The organism is Erythrobacter sp. W36, assembly GCF_057364935.1.
Genome location: NZ_CP200281.1, coordinates 2953986 through 2973702, shown reverse-complemented (window position 1 = coordinate 2973702; position 19717 = coordinate 2953986). Strand labels below are relative to the sequence as shown.

Genomic DNA, 19717 nt, shown 5'->3' with positions numbered 1-19717 from the left:
GCCAAGCCCGGACGCTATGCGCCCGGCTGCTCCTTCTTTTCACTGTCGAGCGGTGTGCGCAGGACGATCCGGCCATTGATAGGAACGACCTCAAGCTGAAGTGAAATGCCCTTAGTGTCGCGGTGGAACCAGGCAGCTCCAACCTTGGTCCAGAATGCTTTCTCACCCTTATTGGCGACATGCCAGGCGATAAAATCGGGAGCCTTTGCTTCGGGTGCGGGATTGGAAGTATTGCGGGTCATGGAAGTGTCCTTTCGTGTCTGGCGGCTAGTTGCACCGAATGAATGGGCCGCACGGACAAGGGCAGCCGTCATGCCCAACACGGGTGAGCGCTTGCGCGAACCGGAGCGGGCCGGGCATTGATGGCTGACCGCGTGCGGCCAGTGCCGGTGCTCAAAACGAGCCGCTCGATCAGGAAAGGCGACAGGCCAGCCTAATTCCCACACCAATCTTAAGTTCCTTGCGCCCCTGGTCAGCGTCGACCACAAGAAAGTCATGGGTGACGAAGGCAGCACGCGCAGACGCTGGAGCAAGGAGGAGACGGTTCTCGCGCTCTACCTCTATTTCCAGCTACCGTTCGGCAAGCTTCATTCGGGCAATCCGGAAATCCAGCAACTCGCCGCCGTGCTGGGGCGGACAAGTAGCTCGATCGCCATGAAGCTGTGCAACTTTGCCAGCCTCGATCCCAAGATCACCGAGAGCGGACGGAAGGGCCTCGATGGCGCGTCCAAACTGGACCGCGCGACCTACGCCGAGTTTGGCCAGGACTGGTCAGGCCTCGTCGCCCGCGCCGAAGATATGTGGGCAGCGCAAGTCGAACACAGCGTGGCAGTACCAGCCCCAACCCGTCTCAAGGAAAAGCGTAGCGAATTCCGGTTCGAACCGTATCAGTGTGCATCAACGACCCAGGCACTCGTCAATCAGCGGGTCGGCCAGAACTTCTTCCGCCGTGCTGTCCTCGCGAATTACGAAGAGAGCTGTTGCATCACCGGAATTGCCGATCCGCGCCTGTTGGTTGCCAGTCATATCAAGCCTTGGGGCAAGGACAGCGAGAACCGCCACAACCCTGCCAATGGCCTGCTGCTATCCGCCACGCTCGACAAAGCGTTTGATCGCGGATTGATCACGGTGGGCCGCGATCGCCGAATTCAGGTCTCACGCCAATTGCGCGAAAGCCAGAGCCGCGAGACCCGCAATTATTTCGAGCAATTCGAGCAAGCAGTGCTGCGCCCGGCAATCCGCTTCGATCCCGAACCGGCCTTTCTCGACTGGCACAATCACAATTGCTTTATCGATCAGCGTGCAGCCTGATCCAACAGATGACCGCACCCTTGCAGCGGCGCGAAGCCGCTGGACGTCCTGCGCACGGACCTGTGGGCCAGCGGGCGTCCGGCAATGAGAGAGGCAAGAGTGCCTGCGGGTTAGTACAAAAACGCCGCGCCCTCAGGAGCGCGCAGCGCGGGACAGAGCGCGTCCACCAGAATTCCCGCTCCGCTTGATACTGCTCCTGATCGTCACCCGGATGGGCCGGGACTACAGGTCCGGTCTGCGTGAGCGGATAGAGCAGGTTGCCTGAAAGGCAGCGCCAAACAAACTTAGACATAGAAGCGCCCCCGCAGCCGAAGCTACGGAGGCGCTAGTTGCACGCAAAGTTCTTTTACGTGCGGTCGTACACCGGTGCGTTCGGAGCCACACGCTTCACGGCTTCAATACCGTTCTGCGCCGACTGCTTGGCGGTATAGACTTCTGAGTGGCAGAGCGTTTCTCCGTTGTTCGCCTTGAGGCGCCAAAAGAATCCGCCAGTGTTGGCCTTGAGAATTTCAAACATAGATTTGGCCCTCCTTAGGCCGGTGACGACCCAGCCGGAGCGCTGGGTCGTTGACTGGAAATGAGGGGCCCGCTAGAGATGAATTTCCAAGTACATCTATGGCGGGGCTCCGGCCCCTCGGAAAATCGGCTGCTACTGCAGTCGATTTTCCAACCATGCCGTTTTCGGGGTAAGATACGGTCCCGATGGCGGCAATTCTTCAAGGTTGGCATTAGGCACCTCAGGGTACCGGCTTCCGCCCTTGATTTCGGCGATTCGCCCTTGGTTGACTCCGAAGAATGCTGCGATGTCGTGGTGACGATCACCACGTTCGATCATTCCCCGTATCAGGGCGGCATCCTGCGCCGTCAGTGTGAGTCCACTGGACCCAGCTCTTGAACCCATAATATTCTCCTTAGTGTTTCGGTTCACCCGATCTCGCCGGGCAAGAAGCTCTCTACGCCCTGATTCGGCCATAGTCAACCTTATAATCTGATATTTCTGCAACGTAGCCGCCTACATTTCTTTTACGTATTGACTTACACTGGAATTCTGAGTAGAGCGTCGGTATGCATGAAGGTCAAAACATCCACTCTATAAAAGGAGTCTCTCGCAGGCTCGGCGATATCGCCGAAGTCTTCGCGGGCGTCGGTGTTTCGCGCGAAGATACTATGGAGCGTGATGGGGAAAAGCTGCCCATGATAGGTGTGCGTGACCTCGTCGATGATGGCGTAGCTGCAATTCACGATCTTGATGTGGTCGGGTTCTCCCGCCCGGAAAAGGCTGAGCCTTATCGCGTGCGGCAAGGTGACGCGCTGATAACGGGTCGCGGCACCGCTATGAAGTTCGGCCTGGTTGGTCCTGAAACCGAACATGCGATTGCTAGCAGCAATATAATCGTAATCCGCCCCCATGAGGGCGTCGTGCCAGCAGCACTCTATGCCATCGTATCGAGCGAGGCATTCAGGCCCAAGATCGAATTGCTTCGCCGTGGCTCGACTACGCTCTTGTCGCTGTCGGCCAAGGATTTGAAGAAACTCCAGGTACAGCTTCCGCCAATTGAGGAGCAACGCCGGATCGCAGCGTTGTTGATCGAGGCGCGCGAAGCCTATCTCACAGCAATAAAGTCAGCCGAGCTGAGGCGTGAATTGGCCCGGCAGCTGATCGGCCAACGCTTGTTCGGCCCCGGAATTGAAAGGTAAAATATGAAACAGCTGACGCGCTCGGCGCTGAACAACTATTTGTGGCAGGCGGCAGACATCCTGCGCGGGTCGATCGATAGCTCCGACTATAAGGGGTATATCTTTGGCTTCCTGTTCCTGAAGCGAATGTCCGACAGGTTCGAGGAAGAAGCGAGAGAACGGATCGCCGAAGGCGTGCCCGCCGATATCGCTTACAATGATCCGGACGAACACGAATTCTACGTGCCCGAACGCGCGCGTTGGGATGTCATCCGCAAGGCCACGACGGATATCGGCAGTACGCTCAACAAGGCGTGTGAAGCACTGGAAGATGCGAATGCAGCGATTGAAGGCGTGCTGGTCAACATCGACTTCAATAGCGAATCTCGATTGGGTGAGCCAAAGAACCGCGAGGTCGTGCTGGCCGCACTTATCGATCACTTCACCCGCATCGATCTGTCCAACGCTTCGCTGTCAGAGCCGGACATTCTGGGGCGCGCGTATGAATATTTGATCGAACAGTTTGCTGACGACGCGGGCAAGAAGGGCGGCGAGTTCTATACCCCCCACGAGGTGGTGAACCTGATCGTGCAGTTGCTCGATCCGTCGCCCGGCATGCGGATTTCCGATCCGACTTGTGGTTCTGGCGGCATGCTGATCCAGGCGGCGGAGTATGTTGGCAAGAAGGAAGGTAAGCGCCTGGGCCAGCCGATCAATGTCACGTTGCATGGGCAGGAGAAGAACCTCGGCACCTGGGCCATCGCAAAAATGAACCTGTTGCTGCATGGTTTGCGAGATGCACGGATTGAAAAGGGCGATACCATTCGCAATCCGCGCTTACTCGACCACGAGGGTAATCTGATCCTCTATGATCGCGTGATCGCCAACCCTCCATTTAGCCTGGACAAATGGGGTGCGATCGAAGCGGGAAGTGACACCGAGAAGCTGAGTTTCAATCGCTTCCGCTATGGCATTCCGGCCAAAAACATCGGCGATTTCGCATTTGTGCAGCATATGCTGGCGACGCTGAACCATGACGGGCTCTGCGGCGTAGTGATGCCGCACGGTGTCTTGTTTCGCGGATCGGGCGATGGCCGCATTCGTAAGGCGCTGCTTGAAGAAGATCTGATTGAGGCGGTTGTTGGACTTCCCGAGAACCTTTTCGCAGGCACCGGCATTCCGGCGATCATTCTCATTCTCAACCGAAACAAAGCAGCTGAGCATAAGGACAAGATCCTCTTCATCCACGCTTCAAAGGAATTTGAAGAGCGACCTAAAAAGGCTGTGCTTGGTCCCTGCAATATCAAACACATTGTCGATACTTTCAGAAACTGGAAGGAAATCGAGCGGTTTAGTCGCGTGGTCGAGATGAAAGAGGTCGAAGAGAACGACTTCAACCTCAACATTTCCCGCTACATTGACACTCTGGAGCCGGAGGCCCCGATCAACGTACAAGCTGCACTGGACGCGCTTTGGGAAGCCGAGAAAGCGCGAAATGTGGCAGAATGCCGCATGAATGCGTTGCTGGAGGAAATGGGTTATGTCGGGTAAGGAATTTCCTTCAACCCGAATGGGCGATGCCCTAACTCGTGTTAACCGGCAAGTCTCTGTCGAAGCGAACCGAGAATACTCTCTTATTGGCGTGAAACTTTATGCAAAAGGTATAAGGATTCAGGGCCAGATTCAGGGCGAAAACCTCAATTCGACTTATCTGTTTCGGCTCCTTCCTGGTGATATTGTTTACAACAAGATGTGGGCGTCCAAGGGGACCTTTGCATTGGTAGATGACCGTTTTGGTGAGATTTTCGCAACAAATGAATACCCTGCTTTCAACGCGAAAATTGGAAATAATCCTAAGTTCCTTTCGTACGTACTCTCCAATCCGAGGCTTTGGCATCGTGCCGATGCATGGAGCTTAGGAACGACCGGCAGAGCAAGGTTAGGCCCAAAGGACTTCTTGCTTTTGCCGGTCTGGTTGCCTGACGTAACTGAGCAAGACGCAATTACAGAAGTTTTGCAGTCGATCGAAAATGCGATCATTCAAACTAATCAAATGGTCGTTAGCCTAAGCGCAGCGAAGTTCGCAGTTATGAGAGGTCAACTAACGCGCGGCATCCGTGGACAGGCTACGCCTCTGCAAGAACTCCCTGAGCGGTGGGTCCTCGGGCGTGTCGCGGAAGGCGTCGAGCGGATACCCTCCGACTGGAAACTGGTTCGACTGACTAGCGTCGCGCAACTCAAAAGTGGGCATACGCCGGATCGAAAGCGACCAGACTATTGGGATGGCGATATCCCTTGGATTTCGCTTAGCGACACGGGTGAGCTTGACCGGCTGACAGTCGGGAAAACTTCAGAATGCGTGACCTCGTTAGGGATCAAAAATTCCTCGGCCCGCGTCCTCCCGAAAGATACGGTTATCTTCTCGCGCACTGCAACGGTCGGCAAAGCTACTCGGCTTGCGCTGCCAATGGCGACAAGTCAGGATTTTGCAAACTGGGTTTGCGGTCCAGACCTTAGCCCGCGTTATCTCGTGCAGGTATTCAGGCATATGAAGCGCGAATGGGACCGCCTGCAAGCAGGCAGCACCCATCAGACCATTTACATGCCTACGTTCAAGAAGCTGCAAATCCTGCTTCCGCCGAGAGCAGAGCAGGAAAAGATCGCCGATATGGGCGAGGCCTTCGATCTCCGAATTGAGGCGGAAAACGACATATTGGCCGAGCTGGAAGCAACGCGCGCGGCGCTTGCGCAAGAGCTCCTCTCCGGACGCCTGCGGTTGCCCAAAGCCATGGTCGCCCGCTTCGAGAATGCGCCGATAGCGGTGAATGCATGAACGAAAGTCGCGATAGGCTGGAGATCGAGATGGTCGAAGACCCGGCAGCTGATCTGCTGCGGGTATTGTTCGACTACAAATCTCTTTCGCTGTCAGACATTGCCGAGCTTCGCGAAGGCCCTTCTGACGCTGTCCTGACCGGGCGATTGGAGCAACAGCTGCGGCGGCTCAATCCCTGGCTAGACAGCGAAAGCACTGGTCGGGCCATATCGGCGCTGACCCGCATTTCTTCGGTCGACCTGATTGATGCCAACGAACAAGGCCATGTGCGCCTGACCTATGGCAGCACGCTACCATACACAGATGAAAAGGGGCGGCGGCAAGATCGCACCATCCGCTATTTCGACTTCGACGATATCTCGGCCAACATCTTCGAGTTCAGTCGGCAATATGTGATGAAGGGGCCGCGTCAGGACATCATCCCGGATATCACTGTGTTTGTGAACGGCATTCCGCTGGTTGTGATCGAATGCAAATCGCCCGCATTGGCGGACCCAATTGGCGAAGCACAGCGGCAATTCCGCCGTTACCAAGGGCTTGCAGAATTTAGAGGATTGGGCGCTCCGCGTCTGTTTGAAGTTGCTCAAATTAGTATCGCGCTAGCCCGTGATGCAGCGAAGTTCGGCACCACCGCTACGCCGCCGCGCCATTGGTCTGAATGGCGCGATCCATACCCCCTGACATCCGATGCGGTTTCGTCACGCATTGGGCGTCGGCCTACAGCTCAGGACATGCTACTTGCTGGGATGCTGGCTCCAGCAAACCTCCTCGATCTCGTTCGCAATTTTGTGGTTTTCGAAACGATCGATGGTCGGCGCCTTAAAAAGATGGCTCGGTATCAGCAGTTCGTGGCCGTGGGCCGGACGATTGATCGTATTCGCAAAGCGCCAAGCCCACAAAGGCGCAGTGGAGTTATCCATCACACGCAGGGATCGGGGAAATCCCTGACCATGGTTTTCCTGGCGGTGAAGCTTCGCCGCCTGCCGGAAACAGAGAACCCAACGCTCGTGATTGTAACCGATCGGACTGATCTCGATGGCCAGATTACAGGCCAGTTCCAGCGATCCGGTTTTCCCAATCCCGTGCAGGCTGAGAGCGGAGCTCACCTGCGCGAACTATTGTCAGGCGGGGCTGAGCACTACGGTGCTCACCACGGTGCACAAATTTCACACGGCTGTTCCCACGCGGACATCTGTCATCTCCGACGCTGAGAATATATTCGTGATGGTCGATGAAGCGCACCGTACCCAATATGGCGCGCTTGCAGCCAGGATGCGGGCTGGTTTGCCGCATGCAGCCCTGATCGCTTTCACTGGCACGCCGATCGATAAGAAGGATCGTAGCACACGAGAAGTGTTTGGCGATTATATCCATCGCTATCTCATCGACCAAGCAGTCAAAGACGGTGCAACAGTTCCTATCTTTTACGAGATGCGCGATGCAAAAATGCGGGTCGATGGGCGTGATCTAGAAGCTGACATCCGCAAGGCATTTCCTGAGCTGAGCGATGATGAAATCCAGAAGCTAAAGCAAGGAACTCGCCTGCAAGAAAGATATGCTGGCGCTCCCGAGCGGGTTTCTGCGGTTTGCAGGGACATCCTCCAACATTACCGCACTACAATCGAGCCGAATGGCTTCAAGGCACAGATTGTTACCGTGAGCCGTGATGTCGCGGTGAGCTACATTGAGGCATTAAGAGAGTTGGGAGCGCCAGAATGTGCGCTGATCATGTCGAGCTCAAACAATGATAGCGCGCGGTTGCAACGTCATCATCTGTCACGCCGCGAACGCGAAGACCTGATCGCCCGATTTAAACGCAAGGATGATCCTTTAAAGATCTTGGTTGTCTGCGACATGCTTCTGACCGGTTTCGACGCTCCGGTTGAGCAGGTCATGTATCTGGATGCCCCACTCCGCGAGCATACGTTGCTGCAAGCGATCGCACGCGTGAACCGAACGTATGAGAACAAGAGCCATGGCCTGATCGTGGACTACTGGGGCGACAATCGCCGCATTTCGGAGGCGCTCGACATGTTCTCCGAAGAAGACGGTGTCCTGAATGCGATGCGACCGGCGTCTGAGAAGGGCCAGTTGCTTGAAAGTCGGCACCGGGCGGCCATTCGCTTGTTCGATCACATCGACAGGGATGACGATGATGCATGCATCTTGTTGCTTGAAGCAGAAGATGTGCGGGCGAAGTTTGAGCTAGATTTCCAACGCTTTTCTGAAGCGATGGACATGGTTCTTCCAGATCCGAAAGCGCTCGAAGAACCTTATCTGACTGACCTAAAATGGCTCACCCGCATTCGGGCGGCCGCCCGCCGCCGCTACAGTGACGAGCGATTCAACGCGAAGCTTTACGGAGCCAAGGTAGGCGAACTGATTGCCAGTCATCTAAGCGCCGATGGTGTGGAGCAGTTACTTCAGCCACTCGATATCCTTGATCCGGCTTTTCGTGAGAGCGTCGATGAAATCAATTCGCCGGAAGCCAAGGCTGCACGGATAGAGCATGCCATACGGCATGAGATACACGTTCACCGAGATGAAAATCCAAGTGCCTACAAATCACTTTGGGAGGACCTGGAAGACTTGATTTCAAGGCGACGCGTCGACCGGGTCAGTGCCGCAAGCCAGCTTGCTCGGCTGGAGGAGCTAGCAACCCGCACAGAGCATTTGCGAAAAGAAAAAGCCCCTCAGGAGCTGTCGGGAACGTCTGGAGCGGTATTACCGCTTATCCAGTTTGGCGAAGGGGTCACGCAAGAGCAGAAGCAGACAGTTGCAAGCGAGGTCGCCAAAGACTTGGAGAGCCTTACGCAGGTAGTCGACTGGCAGCTGAAGGAAGATGTGAAGCGCCAGATGCGCCGAGCAATTAAGGCCAGCTTGCGCCAATCGGGCGCCGATTTTGCTTCGATCGAAGCATCGACGGCGAAGATTATGGACGTCGCGCGAGCACGGTTAGCCAGATGAGAAAAATGCTCGACCACCAAATTGATTTCGGCGGAGAAAAAATCGAATATTCTTTGATCAAGACATCTCGACGCAAAACAGTGGCGATTACGGTGGGCTTCGATGGTGTCCGTGTCCTTGCGCCGAGTGATCTCGACGATCGCAGAATTTCTGATCTCGTTCGGAAAAAGGCGGCTTGGGTTTTGCGAAAAAAGGCCGGGTATTCCGAACTAGCCGGTGTACCGTCCTCTAAGGAATTTGTGAGTGGTGAGGCATTCCACTATTTGGGGCGGCAGTACCGGCTGAAGGTCCTTCGCGATCCTGAGGCTATCGTCACAAGAGTTCGCGCTCGCGGGGCAAATTTAATCGCTCCAGTGTTGCCCGGACTAGATGCGCTGGTGGCCAAAAGTTCCGTGCGGAGCGGATTGCGCCATTGGTACCTCTCCAAGGCTGAGTGCCAATTTTCGAAGCGCATCCAAGCCGTAAGCAATTTACTCGGGATTGAACCTCGTTCGATTGCCGTCGTGGATCAATCGAAGCGATGGGGAAGCTGCGATGCAAAAGGCCGTATACGTCTCAATTGGCGACTTGTTATGGCCCCTGTTTCGCTCATCGACTACGTCTTGGCGCATGAAGCTTGCCACATGATTGAGCACAATCACTCAAGGCAATTTTGGCGAATGCTTGAGACGATCATGCCTGACTACGAATTGCGAATTCAGCGCTTAGATGCATTGGGGCATCAGTTTAGCTGGTAGCTGACGTAGACGAGAACTCACGGCCCTTCTCCCGTAGAAACTCAGCCGCCTTCGCCGCTGCACTGGCTGCAGTGAAAATCGCCCGGTTGTCGGCCTTGAGCACCTTCAGCCAACAAGCGAGATAGCTGGCGTGATCTGGACGCGGGCTGGATGACAGACCCAGATCGGCGCAAAGGAAGGCCGAGCCCAACTCGGCTACCAACTCTTCCATCGCATAGGCATCGTCGCCAAAGCGCTTGCCAAACGTGCGGGCAAGGCGGTGCTCGGCACCGGTCCAGTGGGTCAGTTCATGAAGCAGGGTCGCGTACCAGTTCTGTTCGGCTGATCCGGTATCGGTCGCGAAGAACAGTTCCCGCTCGGGCATGGTGATGCGGTCGGCTGAAGGCGTGTAATGCGCGCTCTGTCCATGAATGCGGATGTTGGCACCGGTGGCGGCAACGAACGCCTCGGCGCTCGGGATGGGATCGAAACTCTCGCCGGTCGCGATTTCCGGCAATGCATACCCTTCGACCTGCTCGACATTGAACACATGCGAGCCGCGAGCAAAGATGCGCGAGCCGTCCTCGCGGTCTTCGGCATTCTCATCTTCCTGCCGGTCCAGCACTTTGTAGAACACAATCGGCGCAGCCTTCTCGCCCTTGCGGACCTGAGCCCCCAGCGATTGCCACTGGCGATAGGTGGCCCAGAGGCCGTGTCCAAAGTCCTGCGCTTCGGCGCATGCCCAGAGAGCGAGAACATTGACGCCGCGATAGGCTTTCCTGGTCGCCGCATTGATCGGGCGGGTCAGCGGCGAGGTGCTGCGATGCCAGGGAAGCGAGAACTCACTGGTTCCGGCTTCAAAGGCAGTGATGATCTGGTTGGTGATGGCGTCATAGATGCTGGCTGTTTGTGTGCGGGCCATGGCGATAATCCTTCGTCCTGTCGTTGGGAATGCGGGAAAAAGGACGGGCCGGAATGGCCGTTCGGGTCAGCCGGTTACGCGAAACAGCCAACACGGGAGGGCACAGCCCGAATGGAGCGGGCAGGCTGTTGATCCCGCCCGGCACGGCCTGTCGAAGAGGAGCAGTTCATTCCAACGGCAGGGCAAAGGACGCCATGGTCTGCCACCGCCGGGGCTATTCGATCAGCCCAACCCGGCACCCATCGCCTTTGACTTTCCGGCTTCGGGCGTGCTCGCGGTCATGGCCGTCTGCTTCTCGCCAGCGCGCTCGTAGATTGCCCGGACAAGCTGGGTCTTATCGTCGGTGACAACCACCGCCTCGGCTTTGGCGCGCGATAGCGCTACATAAAGCATCTTCTGGTCGACCAGATTGGTTGACCGGCTGTCCGCGTGAATCAGGACCCGCTCGGCGGTCTGGCCCTGCGCGGCGTGAGCGGTCTGGACGTAGGCGTGACGCAAATGGGTGTCGCGAGGATCAGACAAATCGAGTTTCTGCTCGCGTCCGTTGGCGAGCTTTACCGTTGCCCGGCCACTGTTGGTATCGATGCTGGTGACGGTCCCGCCAAGGCCATTGACCCGCCCGGCCACGCGGTCGTTGCGGGTGAACTGCACGCGGTCGCCGGTGCGCAGCTCCATCGGCTTTGGCTCGAACACCTCGGCATTGCCCGCGCCCCATTGCCGGGGATGCCAATCCAGCAACCGTCCATCGCGACCTTCCAGAGCGATGCGCCCGCGCTCAGGATCGACAGCGGAAATAGCAAAGTTCTCGCCTCGTCGCACGCCCTTGGCAGCATAGTCGCGGCTGAACCTAACGACATCGCCGATGGCATAGCTTGCTGCCTCGCGCGCTTCCGCACGGGTGAGACCTTTCGCTTCAAGCGCATCGAACCGTACCGCCTCTGCCGAAAGCTCGCCGCGCTCGGTCAGTTTCGCGCGTATCATGCCGGTGAGCTGGTCGCGGCCTTCGCGCGATGGCTCGATCACCAGCGTTCTTGCGCGCTCTGAGGGCGACAAGGCCAGATAGTGCCGGGCCATCTTCTCAAGGCGCTCGCCCGGTGTTGCGCCTTCGATCACCTCGCCGCCGCCACGTTCCAGCGCGGCGAGAGCCTTGCCTGCGTGGCCTTCGATCGACGCCATGACGGCTTCGCGGGTGTCGGCATTGGTCTGCCGGACCACATCGGCAAGCTTCGCGGTCGCCATGCCTGCCTGCTGCAACTGGGCAAAGGCAGCGCCTGCACCGACCGATCCCAATTGCTTGACGTCACCGACCAGGACGAGCCGGGCTCCGGCCTTGTCGGAGCGGGTCAAGAGTTTCGCCATGTCGTGCGCCGAAAGCATTGAGGCTTCATCGACAATCCAGACGGCCTCCTTGCCTGTCTTCTTCACTTCCGGTGCGAGCAAGTGTCGCGCCACCGTATCGCCTCGTAAACCGAGTGCTTCGCCCAGAACGGTCGATGCCGATGCGGTTGGCGCAAGCGCGGTCACGGCAAGTCCGTGACGCCGTGCTTCGCGCGCGTAGGTGGCGAGAACTGTGGTGGTTTTGGCGGTCCCGGCATAGCCCTGGACAGCGGCGACGCGATCCCGCGAAGTAAGCAGGTCCGCGGTCGCGCGCTTCTGGTCAGCGGTCCAGGCATAGCCGGATCGCGCTGACTGCCGTGCAGCGCGCTCGATGGTCCGTGCTGCCGCCACCGGACTGGCGAGTGATTGCGCCATGCCGCGCCCCGCTTCCTCCAGGTGCAGCATGGTGCGCTCGGTTGCGATGGCCTGCGGTGTCGTGAAGCCCGCAAATTCCGCGCCGCGCCGGTCAAGGAATGTGCGCGGGACAAGCTCGCCGCGTTCTCCCGCCACGGCAATCGCTACGCTGATTGCGCCATGCCCGGATTTGCCAAAGGTACAGTCTCCGGCCTCGCGCGCCAGCGTGCTGGCCGCAAAAACGGCCTCGCGTTCGGACAGCTTGGCAGCGGCCCAGGCCACGGCCTGCCGTGCCAGCAATTCCGGGCTGGCAGTCTCTTTGCCGGTGTTGGCCCGCTCTCTCGCTTCAACGATCAGCCTGTCTCGCGCTGCCCTGTCGAACCCGTTGGTATCGGCTGTTGCCCGCCAGTCAGCGCGAAGCGTACGGTGATTCGCACTGGTCTTGGCCTCGCGCGTATCGAGTGCGGCGATCTGCTTTTCGGCGGCGCTGGCTTGCTCGCGGTTCGTGCCGCGCTCGGCAAGCCGGGCATCGATTGCTGCGGTGCGCTGGCTGAGCGCTTCGATGGCATTTTCCGGCACGCCCGCAATCTCAAAGAGCGCATCTTTCCCAGCATCAATCCGATAACCCAGCTCGGTAACACCATGGGCTAGCTCCTGCCGGTAGATCGCGCCGATCTCCTTTTGCAGCTGATAGAAGGCACGCGGCTCAAGACTGCGCCAATTACCATCCTTGTCCTGCGTCGCGTTGAGGATGACGCCGTGGGTGTGTAGCTGCGGGTCCTGCGCCCGGCTTGTTGCATGACGGAAAGTGGCGATGGCGAGATTGCCGGTTGCCTCGCGCCGGACCTCGCCGCCCTGCCTGATCCGGGTTGCCGCCATGTGCTTCTCGACATGGGCGAGCGCCACTTTCACCGCTGCACCATGCGCCTTGATCAGCCGCTTGTCTCCGGCAACCTCGGCCATGATCGAGACGGACTTGGGCGCAGAAAAGGTAATGTCCCAGCCTGGCCGGTGCTCGACCTTGCCATCGCGGGTAGTGCCAAGCTGCTGCCCGGCAATCCGGCCTTCAAGCATCTCGCCGAATTGTTTGCGGTCGACCTCTCCAGAAAGGCCAAGCTTCTCAGCAGCCTCACCAAACCACTCTGAGGGAGCCATGCCGCCTTCGGCATAGTAGTCGTCGGCCTCATAGTAGCTCGCAGCCTGAGCTGCGCTTGACAGGGCAGAGACAGTGGCGACCATTACACCGGCCCTTGGTGTTTAGCCCGGCCATTCTCGCTTTCAGCCTTGCCCTCGTCGACCTGTGAGCCTTTGGCGATCTCACTCACCTTGCTCCAAAGCGTGTCCGCAGGATCGCCAGGGATGTAGCCAGGCTGGCGCGCTTCTCCGCGCTGCGTGATGTGGTCAGCGGTAAGACTGATCTTGGCGACCGGCAGGCCATCTGGCAGCAGCAAATAGCCTTTGTAGGGACTAAGCCGCAGATCACTTTCAAGCACCGCTGCACGAAATTGGCGCTGCGTTGCCATGGTTGTTCGCGGACCCTGATTGTTGATTGCCAGCGTATCGGTTGCAACACGCATTTCGATCTCGCACTGGCCGATGGTGGCGCTCGCCCACTTGCGGGTTTCCTGATCGACCGTTTGCAAAAAGAGCTTGGTGTTGCAGCAGGCAAGCATGGCTTCGGCAATGTTCGCACCGTAGCGATTGCGCATCTGGCCGAGCGCCTGGAAGGTCAGCACAATCGCTGCGCCAAACTTGCGGCCCTCTGGCAAAAGACGCGCAAGGTTCTCGACACGGGGCAGGTCAGCCAGCTCGTCGAGCACGAACCAAATGCGCCTGTCAGAGGATGGCGAAAGCCCTAGCACCGCGCTCGCTGCGCATTCGAGCCAGCAGGCCATAAGCGGCTTGGAAGCCTCGAAATAGTCTTCCTTGCGCGGCACAAATATCCAGGGCTTTGCGCCCTTGCATTTGTCCAGATCGACAATGAAATCGCGGAAGGCAAAAGGGTCGCCCTCATCCTGCTTGATCTTCAAAAACTGGATAAGGTTGGCAGCCTTGGCCAACATAAACAGCACGCTGCCGGTGGCCCGATCTGCATCATCAGCAAAGGTGCGGGCTGACGATGTGTTACCCAGCCATTCCTTCAACTGCTCTTTGCTTTTGACCTGTAGGGCTTCCAGCAAGGCTTCGAGGCTGCAGTTCTTTTCCGCCCATAAGGAGCGCATCATATTGGCGACAAGAATACGGCTTGTCTCAAGCCAGACATCATCATCCTCGCTGCCTGTTTCTGCCACCAATTGGCGTGCGATACGGTCCGCATCAGCCGGGTGCGAGATCTCGTCAAAAGGGGACCAATAGGTGCAGCGCGCATCAAAGGGATTGAGGATGATGTCACCGCGCGCAGGGTTGTAATAGTGGGCGATGAACACGCCGCTTGTGTCATAGACAAGAGCGGCTTCGCCGCGCGCTTCTATGCCATCCAGCATTTGCCGCAAGACAGTCGTCTTCCCGCTTCCGGTCGTGCCCAGAAAAGCAAAGTGACGGGTCTCCATGCGCTGCGGGATCGGGACTGGACCGATGCGAAGAGCATCCCTTCCACTAAGCAAAGTGGTCTGAGCAGCCACATCCGCTTCATCCGCCACACGGGTACCACCAATGACCCTGTCGGCGAGCGTATCTTTGCCTTGCTCGGACATGGTGCGCTTGATGAAGTGGGACACCAAAAAGCCCGCGCCGATCCCAGCAAGCGCTCCGCCCATGACCAGTTTTATCGCCTTGCTAAAGGTCGCGGCGACAAGTGGCTCGCTGGCAAAAGCCGATGCGGATACAGTCCAGCTTTGGCCGTCCATCGACACCTTCATCATCATGTCTTTGCCAGACAGATCACCCAAAAGGGTGAGCAAGTTTGCGCCCACGTATTGAGCGGCGACGGCAAGCTCTTCGGGCATCAGACGGAGCTGAGGGACAACTATCGCCCCAGCCAATGCCGAGATGAGAATAAGCTTGGCAAAGAAGCCAAAGCGCTGCTGCCAGTGCGCCATACGCACCCGCCAAAGGGCATGGGCGCGGGTGACAAAATCGGTCCCAAAACTCATGACTCGGCCTCCAGCGCAAGGGAGCGTTGCCGCTCAAAAGCAGCCCGTGCTTCAGCGGCAATAGCCTCATCAGACTGCTTCTTTCCAAGCGCTGCACTTCGCGCATAGGCATAGGCAGCGCAGGAGGTGAACAGAGCGCGGTCAAGCACCCTTTCGGTCTCTGCCAGGCGCTCCGATATCGAACCGATCTCGCCTGCCAGCTCAGCCAGATCGGTCTCTTTGTCGGTGCCGTGCAGCAGCGAAAGCAAGCCCGCTTCCACCACTCTTGCGAGCATAGCATATTGGGTCAGGCCGCGCCGTTTCGCAAAGTCCGCAAGCAGCCTGTGTTGTGACGGATTGAGGCGCACCGTCTGCGCCCGCGCACTCATCGGTTCGCCTCGATGGAGATGCTATCCGCCATCGCGAAGAATGGCGGAATTGCGAAGGTCTGCAACAAGCTATCGTCGCGAGGTGCTATCAGCATCTCACTAAACCCGCAGAAATCCTCGATGCACCCGTGCGTGGGGTGTGTATCCACTTTCTGGGCTCGATGCGTAGCATCGCGGCCCTCTCTCCCTCCTGTCTTTGTGAGGCCATTAGTCATGACGCTCATCCTCCTGATTTGCTTTTGGAGGCGTCGCAGACCGGATCAGATTGCGGGCGACATCGTCGTCGAAATAACGCTCGCGGGACTGGCGGGAAGGCAACTGGCGATCCGCCATATCGGTACACGTGAACCAGCGAAGCAATGCGTGGTCGATCGCCGTTCGAACTTCATCTGCGAGCAGGTTGGTCTCTTCTGGCGTGAGGTCGAGCCACCCGAATTCGGTGCGAAGCTGGCTACCAAGCGGATACCCGGTTCCATCTCTGCTTTGGTAGATTGGTCCCTCGACAGTGAGGCCGCAATCGTGGCCCTCAAACCGATCTAAGACGGGACGCTCATACCAGAGCCAAGGCCCTAGTGTATGCCTCCGGGAGCGCCCATCGGCGTTTTCTTCAACAAGCAGCTCAACAAGTTGGGCAGTGCGCTCCTTGTCATCAATTGGAGCGCGGACGATGATCCAGCCCTGCTTCAGCAAGGCCGTCTTGATCCATGATCGGATAGACATTTGGGAGTATCTTTCTGCGAACCATTGCCCGCATTAGCGGGGTCAATAGCGGCGCAGAGGGAGGGCCTCGATCCAATCGTCGATATCCGTCGACCGCCAGCGGATACGTCCGCCGCCAATATCTATCGGATGAGGAAAGACACCCTTGCGAATGCGTCTCCAAATTGTGGTTCGGCTGCGAATGCCCGTGAGGCGCATGACCTCATGGCAAGTGAGTAGTTCGATATTCGACATGACAGATTCCTTTTCTTGAAGGGTCTGTCACCGTTGCCGCACTCCCCTGCGACGTTGGGTTGGTTCTCAAATTGCTGTTGCGGACCTTGCGATCAGATACTCAACTCAGCGCCACCCTTGGCTTAGGTGACGTCAGGCAACCTACGCGAGTCGCAAAGGTGTAGGAAAGAACAAAAAGAGATCAAACGCCGTTCCAACTATTCACGGAGACGACTTCGAACGCGTTTGGATGCTGTGAGACGCGAAGGAAATTGCGTCTTGCTTTCAATCGCCAGAGAGCGGGTCAGCTTTGCGCTCCAATCCAAGACGTGACCATTCGAGATCTTAGCGCCCGAAAGCAGACATTCTCCGAGGCCATTCCGGCCAAGGAGAACAGCAATGACTTACTCACACTTCGATCCCGCTGCGCAGAACAGGGTGCCTTGGAACTTTGGAGCGAAGATTGGCCCCAAGCGACCATTCAATCAAAAGCAGATCTGGGCGATCCGATTCTTCCTTGATCGCGAGGAGCGCATTCGAGATCGCGCGCTGTTTGACTTGGCAATTGATAGCAAGTTGCGAGGTTGTGATCTCGTCGAGTTGAAGATCGGCGATCTGGTTAGTGGTCCCGAAATTAGAACGCGAGCGACAATTACGCAGCGCAAGACCGGACGACCTGTCCAGTTCGAGATTGCGCCAGACGCGCGTTCAAGTCTTTTCGCCTGGCTGGAGGTCAGAGGTGGTGACGTCGAGGACTTTGTCTTTCCGAGCCGAGTTGATCCCGCTCGCCACTTGAGCACGCGACAATACGCTCGGCTTGTTGATGAGTGGGTTGCGGCCGTCGGCCTGCGACCGGAGGAGTACGGCACCCACTCGCTGCGCCGAACCAAAGCCTCGATCATCTACAAAGCCACAGGGAACATCCGGGCAATCCAGATCTTGCTTGGTCATTCCAAGATTGAGAATACAGTCCGTTACCTAGGAGTCGACATTGAAGACGCTCTTACGCTCGCGGAGAAGACTGAAATCTGACTGGAGTTGGGCGCTGGCCTCGAATGACCCAGCGTCCGCTTCTGCGGGTGGAAACGGACAGTATGCTCCGCCAATTTTTCATCTTTAGATCCGATTTTCTTAATTAGCCTTGACTCTAATTAGTCGTAACCCTAATTAAGGGTCATGAAACTCGCCGAAGTCCTGAAAGCGCTCAACCATCCGATCCGCCGCGATATTATTGCGCGGCTGAAGGATGGTCCTGCCACCGCTGGAGGCCTCGCTAAGGCGTATCAGGTTTCCAAGCCGACCATGTCGACCCATTTCTCCGTTCTTAAAGAAGCTGATCTCATCCGAGGCGAGAGAGATGGGGTGACCATCACATATCATCTGAACGCAACTGTTGCTGAAGAAGCGATGTCCGCTTTGATGGATTTGCTTGGCCACAATGATGCGGCCGCCAGCAAAAGCAGTTCAGCATCCAATTCAAGAAAACCGGAACCAAGCCCATGAGACAATCCCTCTTCACCGCCGCAATCATCGTGGCGCTCACCGCCTGTATCGGCATCACCCTTTGGGCCAATGGATACCCGCCAGAGAAGGTGGGCTTGACTGAAGCTAAGTCACAGATCCGAAGCATTGTAACCTTCCCCCTGTTTTGGGCGGGCTTCGGCCTCTTGCTCACGGGCCTCGCCATTTGGATTAAACGTGAACGCCTTGCTGAGGTATCCGGAAAATCTGCATTGATCCCGGCAATGTCTGTGCAATTTCCGGCCTTGATTGGACTGCTGATGCAAGTTTTGATCCCGCTGGACTTGTACGATTATATCGGATCAGACGGTTCACAAATTGCGTTCTTCTACTTCATCGCGCTCGCATTCGGCCTGATCGGCAATTTTGTCGTAACGGTGCCATTCGGAGGCAAGGTCGGGTTTCGCACTGCCGCTACCCTTTCTGACCATTCGGTTTGGACGAAAACGCATCGCATGCTCGGACGAAGGCTTGTGACAATCGTCCTTGTTACATTGCCGCTGCCGTTTTTGGTCGGCGGGCAAATGGCGCAGTGGATTTTCATCGGACTGGTGTGCGCGCTCAAGGCTGTAACTTGGCTGCAGGCGCGTCAGCTTGCTGCCCGCCAGAGCCTCCGCCGTTCAATAACAAACTGACCCCTTAGCCACCTAACATTTGGAGAATTTTCATGGTGCTCTCACCATACAGGACAGCTGCGCTCAAACTTCTAGCCATACCTCTGCTTGCAGGCGCGCTCACAGCCTGCGCGACCGCACGCCCAAGCGAGCCGGCTTCGGCAGTGGAGGACGCGCCAACCGCGGGTCCCGCGCTTTGGACAATCAGCGATGAAGATACGACCATTCATCTGTTTGGATTTGCGCCGGTTCTTAAACCTGGCACTGATTGGCAAAGCAAACTGATCTCGGATTCCCTCACTGACGCCAATCTGTTTGTGATTGAAACCGATAGCAGCTCTCCTGAAGCGCAGGCCGCTGTCCAGTCACTTATTCCGCAGATAGGCCTTAATACGGACGGGCGCAGCCTCAGCTCGCAACTTGATGAGAATGAGCGCGACGAAATCAACGCCATCTCAACCGCAATTGGAGCACCTCTGTCAGCTCTTGATCAGTTAAGGCCTTGGCTTGCTTCCATTCAACTTGGCGTATTGGCGATCTCACAGGGTGGCTATGATCTGGAGAACGTTCCATCGAACCAACTGCTAGGCTTGGCGAAAGATCGTGCCATCGAGGTTAGATCGCTGGAGGGCCCGGCAGATCTGATGCAAGTCATAGCGAGGTTTTCGGAAGAGGCACAAGTGGGCATGCTCCTGCATAACGCGCGGTCCTTGCGCGACAGGCCGGACCAGCAAGCGATGATCGCTGATGCATGGCTTGGTGGAGATGTCGAACTGATAGGACTGCTCTTGCACGGAGAGGAAGGAGCTTGGTCGAGCGAGGCAATTTACAAGACAATGCTGGTAAGCCGTAATGAAACCTGGCGTGATCGGATCAAGACCCTGATGGCAGAACATGAAGGCACCGTGTTCTTTACCGTCGGGCTTGGTCACCTCGCTGGCGAAGACAGTCTGATTGCCATGCTGGAAGCGGATGGTTTCGATGTGGTGCGAAGATAGCCTCTTTCGAGGGGGCGACGTTTAATCTGCCCAA

19 protein-coding genes are annotated in these 19717 nt (G+C 57.3%); 11 read left to right on the top strand and 8 right to left on the bottom strand.

All coding sequences use genetic code 11. From position 1 onward, the window contains the following. Window positions 1–14 precede the first annotated feature (14 nt). Complete coding sequence (locus AC0V6U_RS14670) at window positions 15–242, bottom strand: hypothetical protein (protein WP_472643873.1); 228 nt, start codon at window positions 240–242, stop codon at window positions 15–17. 253 nt (window positions 243–495) lie between these two features. Between AC0V6U_RS14670 and AC0V6U_RS14665 the strand changes: the two genes are divergently transcribed. Then, entirely contained in the window at window positions 496–1311 is an 816-nt protein-coding gene (locus tag AC0V6U_RS14665) for an HNH endonuclease (RefSeq protein WP_472643872.1), read from the top strand. Window positions 1312–1657: 346 nt separating this feature from the next. On the opposite strand, the gene AC0V6U_RS14660 is transcribed toward AC0V6U_RS14665, so the two are convergent. Next, window positions 1658–1828 carry a YegP family protein gene (locus AC0V6U_RS14660; protein WP_472643871.1) on the bottom strand — a complete coding sequence of 57 codons (171 nt, stop codon included), beginning with the start codon at window positions 1826–1828 and terminating at the stop codon, window positions 1658–1660. A gap of 548 nt (window positions 1829–2376) precedes the next feature. Here AC0V6U_RS14660 and AC0V6U_RS14655 point away from each other — a divergent pair. From AC0V6U_RS14655 to AC0V6U_RS14630, 6 genes are read left to right on the top strand one after another with little or no spacing between them, the layout of a single operon-like run. Continuing rightward, window positions 2377–3009: a restriction endonuclease subunit S gene (locus AC0V6U_RS14655; RefSeq protein ID WP_472643870.1), complete on the top strand. Its 633-nt coding sequence runs from the start codon at window positions 2377–2379 to the stop codon at window positions 3007–3009. A 3-nt stretch (window positions 3010–3012) separates the two neighbouring features. Further along, window positions 3013–4539 (top strand): type I restriction-modification system subunit M, encoded by a 1527-nt coding sequence (locus tag AC0V6U_RS14650; protein WP_472643869.1) that lies wholly within the window; start codon window positions 3013–3015, stop codon window positions 4537–4539. Continuing rightward, window positions 4529–5821 carry a restriction endonuclease subunit S gene (locus AC0V6U_RS14645; RefSeq protein ID WP_472643868.1) on the top strand — a complete coding sequence of 431 codons (1293 nt, stop codon included), beginning with the start codon at window positions 4529–4531 and terminating at the stop codon, window positions 5819–5821. The genes AC0V6U_RS14650 and AC0V6U_RS14645 overlap by 11 nt, the downstream gene beginning before the upstream one ends. Continuing rightward, window positions 5818–7032, top strand: a complete 1215-nt coding sequence (locus tag AC0V6U_RS14640; protein ID WP_472643867.1) for a type I restriction endonuclease — start codon at window positions 5818–5820, stop codon at window positions 7030–7032. The genes AC0V6U_RS14645 and AC0V6U_RS14640 overlap by 4 nt, the downstream gene beginning before the upstream one ends. Further along, window positions 6965–8788 carry a type I restriction endonuclease subunit R gene (locus AC0V6U_RS14635; RefSeq protein WP_472643866.1) on the top strand — a complete coding sequence of 608 codons (1824 nt, stop codon included), beginning with the start codon at window positions 6965–6967 and terminating at the stop codon, window positions 8786–8788. The genes AC0V6U_RS14640 and AC0V6U_RS14635 overlap by 68 nt, the downstream gene beginning before the upstream one ends. Next, the gene (locus tag AC0V6U_RS14630) at window positions 8785–9525 is read left to right on the top strand and encodes a M48 family metallopeptidase (protein ID WP_472643865.1); all 741 of its coding nucleotides are present in this window, start codon (window positions 8785–8787) and stop codon (window positions 9523–9525) included. The genes AC0V6U_RS14635 and AC0V6U_RS14630 overlap by 4 nt, the downstream gene beginning before the upstream one ends. On the opposite strand, the gene AC0V6U_RS14625 is transcribed toward AC0V6U_RS14630, so the two are convergent. From AC0V6U_RS14625 to AC0V6U_RS14600, 6 genes are all read right to left on the bottom strand, one after another. Beyond that, window positions 9515–10426, bottom strand: a complete 912-nt coding sequence (locus AC0V6U_RS14625) for an ArdC family protein (RefSeq protein WP_472643864.1) — start codon at window positions 10424–10426, stop codon at window positions 9515–9517. The genes AC0V6U_RS14630 and AC0V6U_RS14625 overlap by 11 nt on opposite strands. Window positions 10427–10648: 222 nt before the next feature. Further along, entirely contained in the window at window positions 10649–13396 is a 2748-nt protein-coding gene (gene mobF / locus AC0V6U_RS14620) for a MobF family relaxase (RefSeq protein WP_472643863.1), read from the bottom strand. Then, window positions 13396–15249, bottom strand: coding sequence for a type IV secretion system DNA-binding domain-containing protein (locus AC0V6U_RS14615; protein WP_472643862.1), 1854 nt, complete (start codon window positions 15247–15249; stop codon window positions 13396–13398). Before AC0V6U_RS14615 ends, mobF begins: the two co-directional genes overlap by 1 nt. Next, entirely contained in the window at window positions 15246–15617 is a 372-nt protein-coding gene (locus AC0V6U_RS14610) for a hypothetical protein (RefSeq protein ID WP_298335617.1), read from the bottom strand. The genes AC0V6U_RS14615 and AC0V6U_RS14610 overlap by 4 nt, the downstream gene beginning before the upstream one ends. 207 nt (window positions 15618–15824) lie before the next feature. Further along, complete coding sequence (locus AC0V6U_RS14605) at window positions 15825–16337, bottom strand: hypothetical protein (protein WP_472643861.1); 513 nt, start codon at window positions 16335–16337, stop codon at window positions 15825–15827. 42 nt (window positions 16338–16379) lie between these two features. Then, window positions 16380–16571, bottom strand: coding sequence for a helix-turn-helix transcriptional regulator (locus AC0V6U_RS14600; RefSeq protein WP_081853374.1), 192 nt, complete (start codon window positions 16569–16571; stop codon window positions 16380–16382). 378 nt (window positions 16572–16949) lie between these two features. On the opposite strand from AC0V6U_RS14600, the gene AC0V6U_RS14595 reads away from it, so the two are divergent. From AC0V6U_RS14595 to AC0V6U_RS14580, 4 genes are all read left to right on the top strand, one after another. Beyond that, window positions 16950–17582, top strand: a complete 633-nt coding sequence (locus AC0V6U_RS14595; RefSeq protein ID WP_472643860.1) for a tyrosine-type recombinase/integrase — start codon at window positions 16950–16952, stop codon at window positions 17580–17582. Between the two features lie 144 nt (window positions 17583–17726). Then, on the top strand, window positions 17727–18053 hold the full coding sequence (locus tag AC0V6U_RS14590; protein ID WP_472643859.1) for a metalloregulator ArsR/SmtB family transcription factor: 327 nt from the start codon (window positions 17727–17729) through the stop codon (window positions 18051–18053). 95 nt (window positions 18054–18148) lie between these two features. Further along, on the top strand, window positions 18149–18706 hold the full coding sequence (locus tag AC0V6U_RS14585; protein ID WP_486169510.1) for an SdpI family protein: 558 nt from the start codon (window positions 18149–18151) through the stop codon (window positions 18704–18706). Window positions 18707–18738: 32 nt separating this feature from the next. Then, on the top strand, window positions 18739–19683 hold the full coding sequence (locus AC0V6U_RS14580) for a TraB/GumN family protein (protein ID WP_472643857.1): 945 nt from the start codon (window positions 18739–18741) through the stop codon (window positions 19681–19683). The last annotated feature ends 34 nt before the right edge of the window (window positions 19684–19717 follow it).